Origin of the sequence: Bradyrhizobium sp. CCBAU 45389 (assembly GCF_028128625.1) — a bacterium.
Lineage (GTDB): Bacteria > Pseudomonadota > Alphaproteobacteria > Rhizobiales > Xanthobacteraceae > Bradyrhizobium > Bradyrhizobium liaoningense_B.
The window spans coordinates 329,844-346,900 of the sequence record NZ_LBIY01000095.1; the positions used below are offsets into that span (position 1 = coordinate 329,844).

20 protein-coding genes and 1 pseudogene are annotated in these 17,057 nt (G+C 63.3%); 9 read left to right on the forward strand and 12 right to left on the reverse strand.

Annotated features, from left to right (window positions below; genetic code table 11):
* Positions 1–45 precede the first annotated feature (45 nt).
* Together glcF and XH79_RS28635 are read right to left on the reverse strand one after the other, a co-directional pair.
* Positions 46–1,368: a glycolate oxidase subunit GlcF gene (gene glcF, locus XH79_RS28630; protein WP_271583765.1), complete on the reverse strand. Its 1,323-nt coding sequence runs from the start codon at positions 1,366–1,368 to the stop codon at positions 46–48.
* Complete coding sequence (locus tag XH79_RS28635; RefSeq protein WP_212341938.1) at positions 1,365–2,606, reverse strand: FAD-binding protein; 1,242 nt, start codon at positions 2,604–2,606, stop codon at positions 1,365–1,367. Before XH79_RS28635 ends, glcF begins: the two co-directional genes overlap by 4 nt.
* 221 nt (positions 2,607–2,827) lie before the next feature.
* On the opposite strand from XH79_RS28635, the gene XH79_RS28640 reads away from it, so the two are divergent.
* Entirely contained in the window at positions 2,828–3,316 is a 489-nt protein-coding gene (locus XH79_RS28640; protein WP_245003734.1) for a putative quinol monooxygenase, read from the forward strand.
* 48 nt (positions 3,317–3,364) lie between these two features.
* Here XH79_RS28640 and XH79_RS28645 read toward each other — a convergent pair whose 3' ends face one another.
* The gene (locus XH79_RS28645) at positions 3,365–4,858 is read right to left on the reverse strand and encodes an FAD-linked oxidase C-terminal domain-containing protein (protein ID WP_271583766.1); all 1,494 of its coding nucleotides are present in this window, start codon (positions 4,856–4,858) and stop codon (positions 3,365–3,367) included.
* Between the two features lie 230 nt (positions 4,859–5,088).
* Between XH79_RS28645 and cycA the strand changes: the two genes are divergently transcribed.
* Positions 5,089–5,499, forward strand: coding sequence for a cytochrome c-550 CycA (gene cycA, locus XH79_RS28650; RefSeq protein ID WP_212341942.1), 411 nt, complete (start codon positions 5,089–5,091; stop codon positions 5,497–5,499).
* Positions 5,500–5,616: 117 nt separating this feature from the next.
* Here the strand turns inward: cycA and XH79_RS28655 are convergent, their stop codons facing one another.
* Positions 5,617–6,573, reverse strand: a complete 957-nt coding sequence (locus tag XH79_RS28655; RefSeq protein ID WP_271583767.1) for an alpha/beta fold hydrolase — start codon at positions 6,571–6,573, stop codon at positions 5,617–5,619.
* Positions 6,574–6,903: 330 nt separating this feature from the next.
* On the opposite strand from XH79_RS28655, the gene XH79_RS28660 reads away from it, so the two are divergent.
* The gene (locus tag XH79_RS28660) at positions 6,904–7,086 is read left to right on the forward strand and encodes a hypothetical protein (RefSeq protein WP_018648440.1); all 183 of its coding nucleotides are present in this window, start codon (positions 6,904–6,906) and stop codon (positions 7,084–7,086) included.
* Here XH79_RS28660 and XH79_RS28665 read toward each other — a convergent pair.
* The 3 genes from XH79_RS28665 to ykgO form a co-directional block, all read right to left on the reverse strand.
* Positions 7,083–7,349: a hypothetical protein gene (locus XH79_RS28665; protein WP_212341946.1), complete on the reverse strand. Its 267-nt coding sequence runs from the start codon at positions 7,347–7,349 to the stop codon at positions 7,083–7,085. The genes XH79_RS28660 and XH79_RS28665 overlap by 4 nt on opposite strands.
* A 124-nt stretch (positions 7,350–7,473) precedes the next feature.
* Positions 7,474–8,115, reverse strand: coding sequence for a tetratricopeptide repeat protein (locus XH79_RS28670; RefSeq protein WP_271583768.1), 642 nt, complete (start codon positions 8,113–8,115; stop codon positions 7,474–7,476).
* A 118-nt stretch (positions 8,116–8,233) separates the two neighbouring features.
* Positions 8,234–8,359 (reverse strand): type B 50S ribosomal protein L36, encoded by a 126-nt coding sequence (gene ykgO / locus XH79_RS28675; protein WP_006611362.1) that lies wholly within the window; start codon positions 8,357–8,359, stop codon positions 8,234–8,236.
* A 340-nt stretch (positions 8,360–8,699) separates the two neighbouring features.
* On the opposite strand from ykgO, the gene XH79_RS28680 reads away from it, so the two are divergent.
* Complete coding sequence (locus XH79_RS28680; RefSeq protein WP_271583769.1) at positions 8,700–9,584, forward strand: amidohydrolase family protein; 885 nt, start codon at positions 8,700–8,702, stop codon at positions 9,582–9,584.
* A gap of 116 nt (positions 9,585–9,700) precedes the next feature.
* Here XH79_RS28680 and XH79_RS28685 read toward each other — a convergent pair whose 3' ends face one another.
* On the reverse strand, positions 9,701–10,531 hold the full coding sequence (locus tag XH79_RS28685; protein WP_271583770.1) for a helix-turn-helix transcriptional regulator: 831 nt from the start codon (positions 10,529–10,531) through the stop codon (positions 9,701–9,703).
* A 491-nt stretch (positions 10,532–11,022) separates the two neighbouring features.
* Between XH79_RS28685 and XH79_RS28690 the strand changes: the two genes are divergently transcribed.
* On the forward strand, positions 11,023–11,247 hold the full coding sequence (locus tag XH79_RS28690) for a hypothetical protein (RefSeq protein WP_271583947.1): 225 nt from the start codon (positions 11,023–11,025) through the stop codon (positions 11,245–11,247).
* Positions 11,248–11,296: 49 nt separating this feature from the next.
* On the opposite strand, the gene XH79_RS28695 is transcribed toward XH79_RS28690, so the two are convergent.
* Complete coding sequence (locus XH79_RS28695) at positions 11,297–11,890, reverse strand: hypothetical protein (protein ID WP_271583771.1); 594 nt, start codon at positions 11,888–11,890, stop codon at positions 11,297–11,299.
* A gap of 338 nt (positions 11,891–12,228) precedes the next feature.
* On the opposite strand from XH79_RS28695, the gene XH79_RS28700 reads away from it, so the two are divergent.
* The 3 genes and pseudogenes from XH79_RS28700 (at position 12,229) to XH79_RS28710 (ending at position 14,489) form a co-directional block, all read left to right on the forward strand.
* On the forward strand, positions 12,229–12,960 hold the full coding sequence (locus tag XH79_RS28700) for a haloacid dehalogenase type II (RefSeq protein WP_271583772.1): 732 nt from the start codon (positions 12,229–12,231) through the stop codon (positions 12,958–12,960).
* Between the two features lie 27 nt (positions 12,961–12,987).
* Positions 12,988–13,438 (forward strand): annotated as a pseudogene (locus tag XH79_RS28705) (YbaK/EbsC family protein).
* Positions 13,439–13,667: 229 nt separating this feature from the next.
* Positions 13,668–14,489, forward strand: a complete 822-nt coding sequence (locus tag XH79_RS28710; protein WP_271583773.1) for an adenylate/guanylate cyclase domain-containing protein — start codon at positions 13,668–13,670, stop codon at positions 14,487–14,489.
* A gap of 56 nt (positions 14,490–14,545) precedes the next feature.
* Here XH79_RS28710 and XH79_RS28715 read toward each other — a convergent pair whose 3' ends face one another.
* Both XH79_RS28715 and XH79_RS28720 read right to left on the reverse strand, forming a co-directional pair.
* Positions 14,546–14,878, reverse strand: coding sequence for a hypothetical protein (locus tag XH79_RS28715; protein ID WP_271583774.1), 333 nt, complete (start codon positions 14,876–14,878; stop codon positions 14,546–14,548).
* A 96-nt stretch (positions 14,879–14,974) separates the two neighbouring features.
* Positions 14,975–15,961: a Bug family tripartite tricarboxylate transporter substrate binding protein gene (locus XH79_RS28720; protein WP_271583775.1), complete on the reverse strand. Its 987-nt coding sequence runs from the start codon at positions 15,959–15,961 to the stop codon at positions 14,975–14,977.
* A gap of 149 nt (positions 15,962–16,110) precedes the next feature.
* On the opposite strand from XH79_RS28720, the gene XH79_RS28725 reads away from it, so the two are divergent.
* Positions 16,111–16,368 carry a hypothetical protein gene (locus tag XH79_RS28725; RefSeq protein ID WP_271583776.1) on the forward strand — a complete coding sequence of 86 codons (258 nt, stop codon included), beginning with the start codon at positions 16,111–16,113 and terminating at the stop codon, positions 16,366–16,368.
* Between the two features lie 122 nt (positions 16,369–16,490).
* Here XH79_RS28725 and XH79_RS28730 read toward each other — a convergent pair whose 3' ends face one another.
* Positions 16,491–17,012 (reverse strand): REP-associated tyrosine transposase, encoded by a 522-nt coding sequence (locus XH79_RS28730; RefSeq protein ID WP_442869976.1) that lies wholly within the window; start codon positions 17,010–17,012, stop codon positions 16,491–16,493.
* Between the last annotated feature and the right edge of the window lie 45 nt (positions 17,013–17,057).

Genomic DNA, 17,057 nt, shown 5'->3' on the forward strand with positions numbered 1-17,057 from the left:
CAATGGTCGATCGGGCGCCTTCAGTCGTCACCTCGGGAGGAAAGCTCAGCTCGACGCGTTCAGTGCCGGCCGCGACCCGCCCGTAGCCCAATCGAGAAGCTCAATCGTGTGTACGACCGGAACTGACGTGCCACTGGCAATCTGCACCATGCAGCCGATATTGCCCGCGGCAATCATGTCCGGCTTGACGCTTGCGATGTTGGCGACCTTGCGATCGCGCAACCGGCCCGCAAGCTCGGGCTGGAGAATGTTGTAGGTCCCCGCCGAGCCGCAACACAAATGGCTCTCGGGTACATCTTTCACCACGAATCCATTCTTGGAAAGCAATTCTTTCGGAAGCCCCGTGATTTTCTGTCCGTGCTGCAACGAACATGCGGAGTGATAGGCGACGACGATGTTGTCGCCTCTCTCGGTCGTCGCGAGGCTGAGGCCGGCGACGTACTCGGTGATGTCCTTGGCGAGCGCGGACACCTTCGCAGCATCGGCGGCAAACGCAGCGTCCTCGCGCAGCAGATAGCCATAGTCCTTGATGACCGTGCCGCAGCCGGAGGTCGTCACCAGGATGGCATCGAGCCCCTCGCCTGCCGCCTCGGCGCTCCACGCCGTGACGTTGGCACGCGCCCGCGCCAATGCATCGTGGTCGTTGCCGAGGTGATGGGTCAGCGCGCCGCAGCACTGCTCGTCCCTGACCAGGACGACCTCGATGCCGTGGCGAGTGAGCAGGCTGATGGCGGCCTGGTTGATGCGCGGCGCCAGCACCTGCTGGGCACAGCCCTGGAGCAGCGCGACCCGGCCGCGCTTCTTGCCGAGGGCTGCGAACACGCTGCCCGGGAGCGGCCCCGGTGACGGCAGCCGGCTCGGCGCCAGCGCCAGCATCGCCTTGATGCGCTGGATCAGGCCGGGCGTCGCCGAGGGCCGCGGCGTCGGCAGGAACACGGCGAGCGGACGGGCCAGCCGCGCCAGCACCATGCTCCAGCGAAAGCGCTGCGGGTCCGGCAGGACAAAGGCCAGAACCTGGCGCAACAGCCGCTCGGCCAGCGGCCGCTGATAACGCTGCTCGATCCTGACCCGGGCCTGATCGACGAGGTGCATGTAATTCACCCCGGAGGGGCAGGTCGTCATGCAGGCCAGGCACGACAGGCAGCGGTCGACATGCTTGACCACCTCCGCCGTCGGGGTCTGGTCCTTCTCCAGCATCTCCTTGATCAGATAGATGCGGCCGCGGGGGCTATCGAGCTCGTCGCCGAGCAGCACATAGGTCGGACAGGTTGCAGTGCAGAAGCCGCAATGGACACAGGCGCGCAGGATCTTGTCGGCTTCCGCGATATCGGGGTCGGCGAGCTGCGCGAGTGAGAATTCGGTCTTCATGATGCCGCAGCGCCCCGCGTCAACCGTCCCCGGTTCAAGATCGTCTTCGGATCGAAACTGGCGCGCACCCGCTCGCTCAGGGCCGCGATGCCGGGCGCCTGCGGATGGAACACATCGACATCGCGCCTGACGTCCTCGGCCGCCCGGATCAGCGTGGCGTGCCCCCCAACCGCATTCGCGCACGCACGCACGACCGGGGCATGCGCGTCGCCCTTCGGCGGCAATGCGGCCCAGATCAATCCGCCGCCCCAATCATAGATCACGTCGCCGCCGGTCTCGCGCGCCAATCGCGTCCCGAGCGCCGCACCCGATGCGGGCGGGCAAACGATCCGCCAGACCGGCCAAGCGCCCAGCGCGCCGCCGGCCGCAAACGGCAGGACGTCGCGCAGCGTGGCCCATAGCGCGGACGACGCCGCGTCCTCGATCAGGGTTGCGGTTCCGAAGGGCGCCAGCAGTTCACGCAGCGAGCCGGCGCGGTGGGCGGCGGAGGCGGTGATGCCCTCGAGCCGCAGTGCGGTCAGCGCCTCGCCCTCGCCTGCAATGTCGCCAAGCCCGTCGGTCCTGGCCCGAAACGCCGATTTCGGCAGGTGCGCGGCACCGGAGACGTCAAAGGGCGAGCCCAGCGCCGCGGTCATCGCCTTGTTGGCGGCGGCATCATCTAACCCGCGCAGCAGCAGCGTCCGCTCGGCCTCGGGCTTCGGCATCACCTTGAGCGTGACCTCGGTCATCACCGACAGCGTGCCCCAGGACCCCGCGAGCAGCTTGCAGAGGTCGTAGCCGGTGACGTTCTTCACCACCTTGCCGCCGGTCTTGAAGCTGTCACCGAAACCGGAAACGGCATGCGCGCCGAGCAGGTGATCGCGCGCCCCGCCCGCCCGGATGCGCCGCGGCCCGGCGAGCCCGGCCGCAATCATGCCGCCGATGGTGCCTGATACCGGCGTGCCGAGCAGCGGAGCGGTGTTCATCGGCTCGAAGGCGAATTGCTGGTTCTTGGCATCGATCAGCGACAGCACGTCGGCCAGCGGCGCGCCGGCCTGGAGCGTCACGATCAATTCGTTGGGCTCGTAGGAGGTGACGGCATTCAGCGCGGAGACGTCGAGCACGGCGTTGGTCGCCATGGCGTGGCCGATGCTGCGCTTGGAGCCATGGCCGATGATCTCGAGCGGCTGCTCGTTGGCAATCGCCGCGCGCACCACCTCTTCGACGTCTTTGGCGTCTCTGACCCTGAGCGTATCCACGGGAAAAGGCGGTAGCGAAATTCGCCGCCAAAATCAAATGCGGCGTGACGCCAGCGGCCACCGCCGCGCGATTGGAATCCTGCCGGACGCCAACATCGACGCTTCGATCATCATCGATACGTTCACGACATCGACACTTCGATCATCGGCGAACCAAAGCCGGCGGGCCATCGCTACGAATCTGCGCCGATCGCAGTCGCGATCAACCGATGGAGGCAGACATGAAGCGATCGACAGATGAGCGGCTGGTGCCGCGCGCCAACGAAGCGTTCAGCCGCAGGTCGGTCGTCCGCGCCTTCGGTGCCGTGCTGGCGATCTACCTCTCGCCATGGACGGCGGCGTCATCTCAAGCCCAGCAGCAAGGAGGAAGGACCATGAACCACTATGCCACGCAGAAATCTCTCAGTGACGCCGTCGACGGCGGCGGCCTGCTGGTCGTCGCGCAATGGGAGGCGAAGCCCGGCGAGGCCGACACGGTCGCAGGGATCCTCGACCGTTTCCTGCCGGAGGCGCAGCGCGAGGACGGCGTCAAGCTGTTCCTGATCTCGCGGGCGAAGGACAATCCGGCCCAATTCCTGTTCTACGAGCTGTTCCGCGACGAGGCCGCTTTCAAGGCGCATCAGGAGAGCGCGCATTTCAAGAGCTACATCGCCGGACAGGCGCTGCCGCTATTGGCGAAGCGCGAGCGGGCGCAATACGGGCTGCTGTGAGGCTCGCGGAGAAGGGCCCGCACCGCGGGCCCTTCCTTTCACGAGCGCCTAGAACCGCGGAATGTCCGGAAACGCCAGCTTCCCCGCATGGACATGCATGCGGCCGAGCTCGGCGCAGCGGTGCAGGGTCGGGAACACTTTTCCGGGATTGAGCAGGCCCTGCGCGTCGAAGGCGCATTTCAGGCGCTGCTGCTGGTTGAGGTCGATCTCGGTAAACATGTCGCCCATGAGATCGCGTTTCTCGATGCCGACACCGTGCTCCCCGGTGAGCACGCCGCCGAATTCGACGCAGGCGCGCAGGATGTCGGCGCCGAACGCCTCGGCGCGCTCGATCTCGCCGGGCTTGTTGGCATCGTAGAGGATCAGCGGGTGCAGATTGCCGTCGCCGGCGTGGAACACGTTGGCGCAGCCGAGCTGGTATTTTTCCGAGAGCTCGCGGATGCGCGCCAGCGCCTTGGGCAGCGCGCCGCGCGGAATGGTGCCGTCCATGCAGAGATAATCGGGCGAGATGCGGCCGACGGCGGGGAATGCGGCTTTGCGGCCCGCCCAGAACAGGTTGCGCTCGGCCTCCGAATTGGAGATCTGCAGCGTCACCGAGCCGCAGCCCCTTGCGATGCTCTCGACCCGCGTGATCAGCTCGTCGACCTCGATCTTCGGACCGTCGAGCTCGATGATCAGCAGCGCTTCGACATCGAGCGGATAGCCGGCATGGACGAAAGCTTCGGCGGCGTGGATCGCGGGCCTGTCCATCATTTCCATGCCGCCGGGAATGATGCCGGCGCCGATGATGCGCGCCACGCATTCGCCGGCGGCCTCGACCTGCGCAAAGCCGACCATCAGCGCGCGCGCCGTTTCCGGCTTTTGCAGGATGCGCACCGTGATCTCGGTGATGACGCCGAGCAGGCCTTCGGAGCCGGTGATGACGCCCATCAGATCGTAGCCGGCGTTCTCGCACCCCTTGCCGCCGATGCGCAGGATCTCACCGCTCATCAGGACAATCTCGCAACCGAGCACGTTGTTGGTGGTCATGCCGTATTTCAGGCAGTGCACGCCGCCGGAATTCTCCGCGACGTTGCCGCCGATCGAGCAGGCGATCTGCGACGACGGATCGGGTGCGTAATAGAAGCCGGCATGCGCGACCGCCTGGCTGATGGCGAGATTGGTGACGCCAGGCTCGGTGACGACGACGCGGTTGTCGAAATCGATCTCGCGGATGCGCTTGAACTTGCCGAGGCCGAGCAGCACGCCGTCTTCAAGCGGCAGCGCGCCGCCTGATAGCGACGTGCCGGAGCCGCGCGGCACCACCTTGATACCGTGCTCGGCACAATATTTCAGGACGAGCGAGACCTGCTCGGTCGTGTCGGGCAGCACCACGACCATCGGCGGCTGCCGATAGGCGGTCAGGCCGTCGGATTCATAGGCCCGCATCTCGGCGGCACTGTCGATCACGCCTTCGCCTGGCACGATCGCGCGCAAGGCGGCGACGATCTCGCTGCGACGCGCCAGCACTTTCTGGTCGCTCGCGGGCATCATGATGGCCATATTACGAAGCCTTCGTCCGATGGAGGAAATTGTCCCGCCAAATCAATCATGTCTTGCCCTCTTTGGGTAGGGTCCTCCGAAGGTCGCATTGCTTTGTTGCAGCGCAAGTTCTCTCTGGGGCAAGTCGGCTATCAGGAAACCTGTCAAAGTTTCGCGGCTTGTCCACCTGCATCGGACCTGCCAAAACCACGACCCTCCATCTGACCCGGGAAGAGACGAAGAGCACCCTTATGACAAAACTGACTTTCGGCGCGCTGGTTGCCCTCGCCATGACGGCCGCAGCGTCCACTGCCATATCTTCCAAAGCGATGGCGCAGGACGCCGCTGCAGGCAAGACGTCGTTCAACAAGTGCCTGGCGTGCCACGCCATCGGCGAAGGCGCCAAGAACAAGGTCGGCCCCGAGCTCAACGGCCTCAACGGCCGCAAATCGGGAACCGCGCCGGACTACAGCTATTCGGATGCGAACAAGAATTCCGGCATCACCTGGGACGAAGCGACCTTCAAGGAATACATCAAGGACCCCAAGGCCAAGATCCCCGGCACCAAGATGGCATTCGCGGGCATCAAGAACGAGACCGAGATCAACAATCTCTGGACCTTCATCGCGCAGTACGACAAGGACGGGAAGATCAAGCAGTAAGCGCGCGAACGGCGACCGCCGGAGCTTCGGTTCTGATCGAATCAGAACCGAAGCTCCGGCTTTTTGTTTTGGCAGGTTTCTTCACGCGAACCGGTATCCCCTTCGCTCGAAAACGCTTTAATCGGCGACGGCCTGCGCCGGGACGATGTTTCCGATCATCGTCTCGATCTCCGCCTTCACCAAATCCGGCACGGCGTTCTGCACCATGTGGCCGAGATCAGGCAGCACGATCAGCTTGGCGTTCGGCACCAATGCTGCGAAGGGGCGCGCGTGGATCTCGGTTTTCACAGTCTTGTCGGGCTCGCCCGCGATGATCGTGACCGGCGCCTTGATCTCGCCATAGCGCGCGACTTGCGCGGCGACCGACTCCTTCAGCGTCACCAGATCATAGGCATTGGCGACGAATTCGCGCGGGCGCAGCAATAGCGGCGTCGCGGAATCCTGCACGAAACCATCCGGCATAACTTGCGGCAAGAACACGTTGCGCGCGCCGGACTCAGTGACGAAATAGCCGAGCGGCAGCGTGATGGTGTAGGCGAGCAGCGGGCCGATCACCGGCGTTGCGATGATCTCGTTGTAGCGCCCGACGCCGCCGCGCCAGGGATGGGTGACGGGCGCCAGCATCACGAGGCCGGCGACACGGGCCGGATGATCGAGTGCGATCCGCGCGCCGAGCGCGCCGCTCCAGGAATGCACGACGAAGACCGCGCGCTCGATTCCGAGCTTTTGAAGCGCCTCGTCGATCATCCGCGCCTGAACCTGCGGCGTCGAATCCTGCCGCCGCGCGCGCGTGCTCCAGCCGTGGCCGGGACGGTCGACCAGGATGACGCGATGGTTTTTCGCGAGCAGATCGCCGAGCGGACGCCGCATCGCTTCGAGATTGGAGCTCGCGCCATGCAGCATCACGATCGGCAGGCCAGCCTCGTGCGGGCCGATGTCGACGACGTGAAGCACTGCGCCGTCGACCTCGATCATGCGGCCCTGCGGCGGAAAGGCGCGCTGCACGGCGACGACACCGGCTTGCGTGACCAGCGCCAGCAGGACCAGCGCCGTCACGACTGACATCACGATCATGGAGAGAATCCGGGCGATCCAGGGCACTTCACAATTACGAGCGTGGCACGTGGCAGTTTCGCCCCGGGCCCTTCGGCACTTCCACAGAAATTAAGGGGCTGTGGATATGTCCACAATTGCCAAACATAAAAAAACAAATGGAATCAATGTTGTTGCCCTGCGACACGCGAGCTTCGGACCAGCTTCATGCGACCGTCATCGCGGCTTCCATATAATCGCCACGGTCGGTTCCGCCATTTAGGCGCGGGTGGGCGCCGATCCTCCTCGCAGCCACGGAGCTGCGGGAAAGACCGGCAGGATTTTGTCCTGGTTTGAACCGGAGGATTTTCGATGAGCTTCAGATCGAACGATACTGCGATCGACGAGATCGTGGCGAGCTGCAACGGCGACCTGCGCGGTGCCGTGCGGGCGCTGCTCCTGATCAACGAGCATCTCGAGGCGGAGCTTGCCAAGGCCTACGCCGCGGCGGCCGATCGCGGCCTCGCCGAGCGCGGCGGCAGCGTCCTGCATTAGCCCTGGTTCGTACCGTCCTCGGCCTTTTCCTCGTCGGGGGCGAGCGCCGGACAGGCGCGAATCGTCGAGCGGGCAAGCTTGGCATCGGCCCTGGACTTGTAGGGACCGTCGCCGAACCAGATATCGCCGATGATGACCGGATTGCTGGTCACGATGTCGCATCTGCCGGTGGCGCGATTGCCGACCACCCAGAACAGTCCGTCGGCGAGACTCATCGTTCCCGACGCGAGCAGCAAGCTACCCGCAAAGATCAAACGCTTCATGGCTTTGCTCCTGCGATGCAGGTAAGCCTGTGGCCGTGCCGGCAATAGACCTCAAAACGCCGCGCATGCGATCTTGGTTAATCCGGAGACGCCGCGATCCCTCAAGAAATGATCGAGTTCTCGGCTAGATGTCGCGACCTTCGACCTTCTCGGTCAGCGCCTTGACCTGATCGGGGATCTTCTCGAGGTGCGGATTGACGGCGAGCGCCTTGCGGTAGGCCTCCAGCGCACGCTTCTCGTCGCCGACCTCCTGCATGATCATACCGAGCCCTGCGAGCGCGCCGAAATGGCGGGGCTCGCGGATCAGCACCTCGCGGATGTCGGCGAGCGAGCGTCCGTAATCGTTCTGCATGTAATGGAGCGTGGCGCGGCGGTTCCAGGCCTCGATGTAATCGGGCCTGAGCTTAATCACCGAATCCAGCAGCTTGATCGCGATCTCGATCTTCTGCGCATCGACCGCGGTCTTGGCCCGCGACATCAAGAGCGCCGCGGTGTCGCTCGGGGTCTGCAGCCAGATCGCCCAGATCCGCGCCTCGACATGCTTGGCGCTGGCCTCATCAGGCGCCGCCTTCAGCGCGCCGAACAGGAAATCGAGATTCTTGCTGCGGTCGACCTTGGGCAGCTTGGGCGGCGCCTCCGGCAGCTTCTTCTGCTTGCCGGGCGGGGGCGGCGGCTCAATCTGCTGTGCCAGGGCCGGAGCGAGGCCCGTGGCGCCCAGAACCAGAGCCAGGCACAGCGTGCGCACGAAAGGGAATCTCACTGCCATGGTGAAAGTCTAAACGCGCAAAGCCGCCCTTGCAAAGCAAAGGCGGCGTCAAACTCGTGTGAGACCGTGGTCTTGCGGGGCGCGCGAAGGCGACCGCGAGGGCAATCAGCCGCTCAGCTCAGCCCTGGCGAGCCTTGAAGCGGCGCTGCACCTTGTTGATCACATAGACCCGGCCCTTGCGGCGGACCAGGCGGTTGGCGCGATGGCGACCGCGCAGCGATTTCAGCGAGTTACGGACCTTCATGGCAGAATCCTGAACGTTCGAAAGGCCGTGTTCGGCACTACCGTTTCGGCACGCGCGAATGTGGCAAAATGAGATCTTTCCCGCTGGCGGACCGACCGCCCGGGACGGGGCGGTTCTTAAGGCATGGCGGGAGGTCATGTCAATGTTAACTGCCCGGTTCCGAACCGGCAATTTCGCGAAAACAACCCCATGCACAGTAGAAGCGGCCGGATCGGCCCGATCTCCTCCTCAGAGGCCAGGCACAACAACGACTTTTGCTGGCTGCGGTTTTGCCTCCAGCGACGCCTTGCCAAATTCGTTATATCATATAATCAATTTGGCAACCCTCGGGAGGAAACCAATGCCGAAGCTGAAGCTGCCTGACATCGACAAAGTCGTCGCCATCGACATCCACACCCATGCCGAGGAGCCCTGCGGCTGTCATCCCGATGACGGCTATGACGACTTCCAGGCGCAGATGGCGGAATACTTCAAGTCGCCGAACAAGCATCCGCCGACCGTGCCGGAGACCGCGGCCTATTATCGCTCCAAGAACATCGCCGCGGTGATCTTCCCGGTCGACGCCGAGCGCGAGACCGGCTTCCGCCGCTACAACAATTACGAGATGATCGAGGCCGCCTCCGACCATCTCGACGTCCTCATCCCGTTCGTCTCGATCGATCCGCACAAGGGCAAGCTGGGGGCGCGCGAAGCACGCAAGCTGATCGAGGAATACGGCGTGCGCGGCTTCAAATTCCATCCGACCATGCAGGGCTTCTACGCCAACGACCGCATGGCCTATCCGCTCTACGAAGAGATCAACAATGGCGGCGCGATCGCGCTGTTTCACACCGGCCAGACCGGCGTCGGCTCGGGCATGCCGGGCGGCATGGGCATGCGGCTGAAATATTCCAACCCGATGTACATGGACGACGTCGCGGCTGACTTCCCCGACCTCAAGATCATCCTCGCCCATCCCTCCTTCCCCTGGCAGGAAGAGGCGCTGTCGGTCGCGACGCACAAGCCGAACGTCTACATCGACCTCTCGGGCTGGTCGCCGAAATACTTCCCGCCGATCCTGGTGCGCTACATCAACTCGATCCTGCAGGACAAGATGCTGTTCGGCTCGGACTGGCCGGTGATCACGCCGGACCGCTGGCTGTCGGATTTTGCCAAGATCGACATCCGCGACGAGATCCGGCCGAAGGTGCTCAAGGCCAACGCGCGCAAGCTGCTGGGGATCTAGGCGCGCCTTCGACGCTGCGCATCGAGGGCTTCGATCCCAATGACCGAAGCCCTCACGCTCACTCAGACTTGCTGCGCCCAGCCGCGGGCCAGATTTGAGACGACGCCGGCTGCTCGCTATCGCAGCTTGCCGAGCCACAGCGCAGCGAGCGCCGACCGGTTGCTCACGCCGAACTTGGCGTAGATCGCCTTGACATGGAAATGCGTGGTGTTCGGACTTTGGTCGAGCTTCTGGGCGATGTGCTTTTCCGTGTGCCCGTCGAGCAGCGCGAGCAGCACCTTGCGTTCAGCAGGCGTCAGGGGGGCGTTGGCGATGAGCAGGCCATGGCTGAGCAGTTGCTCCCGGTGAAACCATCGCAAGGCGCGCATCGCGAAACCCAGACGCTGAGCGTCCTGCGGCGTGAAGCGCGGCGACTGCCCGTCGCGAAATACGAACAGGCGAATCCTCACGTCGGCGTTGAGTGCGATCCGCACGGAAATGCTGTCGGCGAAGCCGACGTCCAGATAGTGCCGGCGATAGTGCTCGCCCGCGAACCATTCCGGCGGCAGTGCTTCGAACAGCAGACGGACGCGGAACGGCTCATCTCCCGACATCGACAGGATCTGAGACAGGTCGACCTTGTTGGACCAGAGCGTCTCGTACTGCTTCTGCACCGAAGCTGCCACCACCGGAATCGGGTCTAGCACGCGGACCAGGCGCGGACGCCAGCCGAGCAAGGGATCGGCCCGCTTCGGCGAGGGCAATCGCACGAGCACACCCCACAGCACATTGCGTGCCGACAACATGGTGCGCAGTGCGGACAGCAGGTGCGTCAGTGCGGCGTCACTGTCGCCAACGGAGAAGTCGGCCAGCTGATCCCAGAGTGCGTAAACTTCTTGATTTTGCGGATCGGTGAGATCCGTGACGAGATGCATGTTTGCCCCGAAGCGTGCGATCCGCCCGAGCATGCATAAAGGACAGCAAGCCACCTTTCCAGGTAGTTTTCAGCTTCATCAACTGGCGCGATATTCACCGCCGGTGCTGGGGAAGACTGGCCTTCTCACTGTCACGATATTCGGAGATTGACGATGCGCACAGCAACGGGCGCGCGCCGACTAGACACGTCCGACGACGACCGAACGGAGGGGCGATGGCGGCTCGGCTTCTTCATTGTCCTCTCATGCGCCGCTTTGATTGCGCTCGTGGCATTCGCGGAAGAGCCCCCCTTCGAAGCGGTGATCCGGCCCTCTGGCCCGCTACCCGCGGTCAACATTCCCTGATCGGATCGCTTGCTGCAGCCAAGATTTTATTTGCATTGGAAATTGTGTGATCCAGACCGCTAGCGAGCAGGCATTTTTGCCCATGCTGATTTCCGGTTGCCTTGGAGCCTGCTTCGTGTGGGCTCTCTGGGAGATCGAAGAAGCCCGCCGTCGCCGAGAGCAGAACCGCGAGCTCGAGCGTGAAGCACGACGCTCGCTCACCCCAAGTCATTAGCCAAATCCGCGAGTTCATCATGCGACCCACTGTCGCTGCAGCGATTGCAGACGCTTTCGTCCGGGTATTCCCCGCATCGTCATCGCGGGCAAACGTCCTCAAGCAGACCGCGTTGTTCTGTGGCGCTGCCCTTCTGGTGTGGCTGCTGTCGCTGACTTATGGGCTGGATCTCAGTGCCGGATTTTTCTAACCGATCAATCAATTTCCACTGCGGGCCAGAAGCCGACCTCGCGATTGGCTTATGGGCCCGGCATCATCATGGTCGGCGTTTCCAGCAGGGAAAAGTCATAGCCCTCGCAGCTAACATTCGGGTTGGTGGGCGCAAACATGCCGAGCGGGTTGTCCTTGAACAACCAGGCATGCAGATCATAATGCACAAACTCCTTTGGAATGAGCGGCTCATGTCCTTCCATCGGGCCCATAAAGGGTTGGTCGAAGAGAGAGGGATGCTGCTTGGTATCTGGCGTTAGAGGCACCAGCCACTCAACAGCTACGAGCTTCAATTCCTTGCCCACGGGCTCGTAGATCAGGACGTTGGGCTTCATCGGATCGGGAGCGCCTCGCACCGTGAGATTGACAAAGTGCACCCCCATAGCGCCTTTGGCATACTCCATGTGGTGGGGTATTTTCTCACCAGAATAATGCACGCAGCCCACCGTCGACAGGTAGCGGTCGCGCACGGCTACCTTGTAGTCCTGGTATTTCTCCAGCGATTTGCGCAACGTGTCGAGTTGAGCCTTGTAAGGCTCTTCTGCCGCAATTGGTCCGAGTGCTGCACCGATAAAGGCAAGCCCTAGCGCGGCGACGAAGGTACCACGAACAGATTTGCGCATGTTCCCTCCCAGCTTTTCATCAATGCTGTGTCGGAATGAGCTGACCTAACCAAGGATGAGCGCTTTTGCCTTTTCCAACAAGGCGGTAACAACCTCGTGGCCCACCAATCGCGATGGAAAAATCGTGGTACTCCGTCTTGGGCGTACATGGGCCTTTGATCGCTCAGCCGACGGACCGCGTTTTTCATCGCCCGACTGTCAAGAGGATGTCTTAATCGGGTCACAAGCCGCCGATCACACTTGCAGTGGCACACTTCCGCTGTGCTTTGGTAAGCTGACGATGATGCGCACTCCCCAATCGGAGTTCTTGCGACCACAACGACCTGGAAGGACAGCCAATGAGCATCAAAGCCGTCGTCTTCGACGCCTACGGAACGCTCTACGACATCCAGTCGGTCGCCGACGTCACCGAGGATGCGTTTCCGGGCTACGGCGAGATCATCACGCAAATCTGGCGCATCAAGCAGCTCGAATACACCTGGCTGCGCTCGCTGATGCAGCGCTACCAGGATTTTTCCGTCGTCACGCGCGAGGCGCTCGCCTATACGCTGCGTGTGCTCGGGCTCGCCCATGACAGCGAGGCCTTCGAGCGCGTGATCGAAAAATATCTGCATCTCGATCTCTATCCGGATGCAACAAGCGCGCTTGCAGCACTTAAGCCGCGACAACTCGCCATCCTCTCCAACGGCAGTCCGGACATGCTGAACGCGCTCGCGCGCAACACCGGGCTCGACCGCCTGCTCGATGCCACCATCAGCGTCGATGCAAAGAAGATCTTCAAGCCGAGCCCGGCGGCCTATGAGCTGATCGGCGAGGTGCTCGGCACCGCACCGGACGAGGTTCTGTTCGTCTCCTCCAATCCCTGGGACGTGGCGGGCGCAAAGTCCTTCGGCCTGAACGTCGCCTGGATCGAACGGGTGACGCCCGAGGCGATGGCACTGGCTTGCGTCGAGAACGAACTCGTGGCACCGCTGACCATGTTTAGGGCGATCCGCACCCAGATGGACGAGCTTGGGTTTGTGCCGGATTATCGTGTCCGCGCACTGTCCGAGCTGCCAGGGATCGCCTGAGGATCGCCGCCCGCCCGTGAGAAGTAAATGAGCCTGGAATCCGTTCGCGCCTTCTTCGCCGAGAAAGCCCCCGACATCTCCGTCATCGAATCCCCGATCAGCTCTGCCACCGTGACGCTGGCGGCGGAGGCCTATGGGGTCGAGCCCGGGCGGATCGCCAAGACGCTGTCCTTGCGGATCGGCGAGCGCGTCATCCTGATCGTCGCCGCGGGCACCTCGCGCATGGACAACAAGAAGGTGAAGGCGCAGTTTGGCGGCAAGCCGAAGATGCTGGGACTGGAAGAGGTCGCCGACATCACCGGCCACGAGGTCGGCGGCGTCTGCCCGTTCGCCAGTCTATTGCGACGTGTCGCTGAAGGCGTTCGACGTGGTGGTGCCGGCCGCGGGCTCGACCCACAGTGCCGTGCGCATCACGCCCGACCGCATGGCCGAGCTGACCGCGGCTGAATGGGTGGATGTTTGCGAGCACAGGCCGTAAGGCGGCTAAAGCGCGATGAGATTTGGATGAATCGTCATCGCGCTTTAGTTTGTTGTTTACGCATGATCTTTTCGGAAAACCGCTTCGCACTTTTCCGGATCATGCTTTAAGGCGCGTCGTCACCGACCGCGGCGCGCAGATCGAGCGCATTTGATGCCTGCCATGGCCCCGACTGCCTGATGCATTTGCCGGTCAGGGAGGCTACCATGGGGGCCATGACCGCGACAAGGTGAAACGACGACTGACCACCGTCCTGTGCGCTGATGTGCACGGCTATTCTCGCCTCATGGAAGCGGACGAGACCGGAACGCTGGAGACGCTCCGCCGCTACCGCACTGCCATTGCGGGATTGGTGGAACGTCATGACGGCCGCATCGTGAATACCTGGGGCGATGCCGTCATCGCCGAGTTCGCCAGCGTCGTCGAGGCCGTGCAATGTGCGGTCGAAATTCAGCAGGAAATTTCCAGCCAGGATTCGGACCCACCACCTCACGCGCCTCCGATGCGGTTTCGCATCGGCATCAACCTCGGCGATGTCATGGTGGACGGCACAGACATCTATGGCGACGGGGTCAACATCGCATCTCGGCTGCAAGAACTCGCGGAGCCCGGCGGCGTCGTGATCTCGAGCTCCGTCTACGATCAGGTGCACAACAAATTATCCGTTGGCTTCGACTGTCTCGGCCAGCGGCCAATGAAGAACGTTGCGCCCATGACCAGTTATCGGGTGACCATGAGCGGCCGGACCGGCCAGGGACGGAGCGTCGCAGTCGACGAAAGCCCAACTCGCCGGGAGGAAGCCGGTCACCTCCAGGTTGGCGACAGGTGCGAGCCATCCTCGTGGATGCATGCCGTCTTGGATGGGCTGGCAAGGCTGCCCCGCCCGGTTGCAGCGGCCCTCACAGTGTCGGCCTTTCTGATTCTGATCAATGTCTTCACCGGCATGCACAAGATCTGGTTCCATTGGCCAGTCGCAGCACTGCTCTTCGCAGTTGTCCTGCGGACAGCGCTCCGACATCGACCTCAGTCGGACAGCAAGGGGGAGCGCTGAACGAAGCGGTGACCGCATCGTCGCGCCTGCTGCTGCGCGCTTTTCCGGATCATGCTTCAGTCGTCGTCATAAGGCCGCGGCGGAGGCGGCGGAGTATTGTAGCGCGGGGGCGGCACAACGCGATTGCGCGGCACCTGCTGCGGCTGCATCTGGTTGTTGGACTGGAACACGGCGCGACAGCCGCTTGAGAGCAGCGGCGTGTTCTGCTGCAAGCAGGCCGTGATGCGGCTCACGTCCGGAATCTGGTCGCTGCACAGGCGCCATACATCCGGTGTGCAGGCCATCTGCTGTTCCATTGTTCCGCGATATTCCTGGGCGGAGGCAGCGCTGTGCGCGACGATGCCGCCGATCGCAAGCGCCACACCCAGCGCAATCCGCTCTGTTCGCATCTTTCGATTCCTTCCCGAGTCTCTCGAATTCTCATCAAACAATGAGACGCGGGGAGGTTCAGAACCAACAACAAAATGTGAAGGCGGAGCTGGAACCTACTCCACCTTGCCGATCTTCTTCACCGCCGCGATCAGCCGCGTGCTGTCGGCGACGACGAATTCGGAGAAGGCCGGCGCGTCCTGATAGGCGACGAGACTGCCTGATGTCTCGAAGGCCTTGAGCACGTCGGGACTCGTCATCACCTGCGCCATGGCCTCGCGCAGGCGCGTCGCAATCGGCGCGGGAAGAGAGCTCTGCGCAAAGAGGCCGGCCCAGATGTACATCTCGACATCCTTGTAGCCGAGCTCCTGGAAGGTCGGCACGTCAGGAAAGCTCGCGATGCGCTTGGCGCCGCAATTGCCGAGCACGCGCAGCTTGCCGTCGTCGACCTGCGGCTTCAGCGTCCCTGGAGCTGCGGCGATCGCCTGCACGGTGCCGCTGAGCAACGCGGTCAGCGCAGGTCCGGCGCCGCGGAACGGCACATGGAGCAGCTTGATGCCGGCGCTGCTGGCGAACATCTCCATCGCCACATGCAGCGTGCCGTAAGGACCGGACGAGCCGTAGGTGATCTGGCCCGGCCGCTTCTTCGCATCCTCGATGAAATCCTGCGCCGTCTTCCACGGCGCCGAGGCCGGCACCGCGAGCAGCGTGGGATCGGCCAGCACGCGCGCGATCGGCATGAACTGCGAGACCTCGTAGGCGACGGGACGGTCGAACAGCCGGTCGGCCTCCGGCAGCACCGCGAGCGAGGACAGCGTCATCAGCAGCGTGTAGCCGTCGGGCTCGGCGCGCGCCGCGGCGGCATTGCCGACCGATCCACCGCCGCCGCCGGCACGATTGTCGACGATGACGGGCTTGCCGAGGATCCGCTCCAGCGCCATGGCCACCGGGCGCGCCGCGAGATCGGCCTGGCCGCCGGCCGGGAACGGTACGATCATGGTGATGTTGCGCGCCGGATAGGCCTGCGCGAAGGCCTTGTCCGGCCAGGCCGCCCGCAGCAGCGGCAATGAAGCAGCGGCGCGCAAGAGATCGCGTCGATCCATGGTGGAGCCTCCCCCTGATTTTCTTTGTTTCTCCGGCCAGCCTAGCTTGGCCGCCGGCAAGAACAAGTCGTTTACGAAGCCTTAACCATGTCCGGCCGGGTGCGGAACGCATCGGCGGACCTGCGGGTTGCCCTTCCCGGGAGGGAGTGATGCACAATCTTCGGACTATCGACGTCGCTCTGGACGAGATGCTGGTCAATCTCGCCGCGATCGTCTTGCGGCTTTCGGAGCCGGACGTGACGCGAACGCCGGAAGCGCGGCGGGCCCTGGCGAAATCCGTCCATCAATACGCGGTTTGCGCAGCCCACTCGACCGACCCGCGTGTCCACGAACTGAAGACACGGCTGGAGGGAACGCTGAAGCCGAGCCTGCGCATCGTCGCGATCAACGGCGTGAAGGTGTCGTAGTCGGGCCCTCGGGCAAAACGCGTGGGCACGCTTCGCTTTGCCCACCCTACGAGAGCTTGCGCGATCGATAGACGAGCGAGATGCCGTAGGGTGGGCAAAGGCGCGAAGCGCCGTGCCCACGATCACTCTCCGAAATGCCCCGGGACGTCGCGCAAATCCCCTCCCCAATCCAACGGAAGGGCCCCCTGCTCCACATAACGATGGAAGCTGCTGAGAGACCAATCGCGCACCCGGGTGACGAGCCCATGCTTCACGGGATTGAAATGTATGTAGTCAACGTGCCGCTCCAAATCCGCGTCATCGCGAATGGCGTGCTCCCAGTAGCGGCGCTGCCAGATGCCCTTCTCGCGCTTGAGCAACTTACTTGCGGAGCGCTCCTGCGGTTCTAATCCTCGCGAAAAGCCGCCTTTGATCAGATTCCAACGCGATGAAAAATCGACGTCTTGGTCCGGAAGCGACCAAATGGCATGGAGATGCTCGGGCAGGATACAAATAGCGACCGTCTCGAATGGCTGGCGCTCAAAGACGGTTCGGTAGATTCGTCTCAGGCGATCAGCTTGATCGACGAGCAGCGTGCTCGACCGATCAGCGAGCACAACGGTGAAGAAGAACATCCTGCCCTGTGCGCGCCGATATCGAGACACTTGGTATCCCCTCAGGCGAAGACGTGGGCACGCTTCGCTTTGCCC